Below are 254 nucleotides of genomic sequence, written 5' to 3'. Positions count from 1 at the left end.
CCAGTTAATAACAGTATATGCCCCCAGTCTTGCTTCACCGTCGTTCGTAAGCCCCAGACCAAATTGATTGCTGCTTGCGGGTATATCGCTGCCATCAACGGTGGCATTTTTAATCACACCATTATAAAGAGAATCTCTACGTTCATCATGAAGGGTATACGCAACAAGTCGTTCGGAATTGCATTTAATACCCATATTAATACGTTTTTCCGGCAGTTGATTGTCTTCACTTGCAGACAGGTTCGTCATTAACA

General features: G+C 42.5%; 1 protein-coding gene. It reads right to left on the bottom strand.

Annotated elements, in window-relative coordinates; translation table 11 throughout:
* Window positions 1-254, bottom strand: a 254-nt coding sequence (locus tag P8629_RS12295; RefSeq protein WP_278166389.1) for a DUF1120 domain-containing protein, incomplete at both ends; no start/stop codon positions are given.

Origin of the sequence: Hydrogenovibrio sp. 3SP14C1 (genome assembly GCF_029625905.1) — a bacterium.
GTDB lineage: Bacteria > Pseudomonadota > Gammaproteobacteria > Thiomicrospirales > Thiomicrospiraceae > Hydrogenovibrio.
This window is presented reverse-complemented; position numbering and strand designations above follow the sequence as displayed.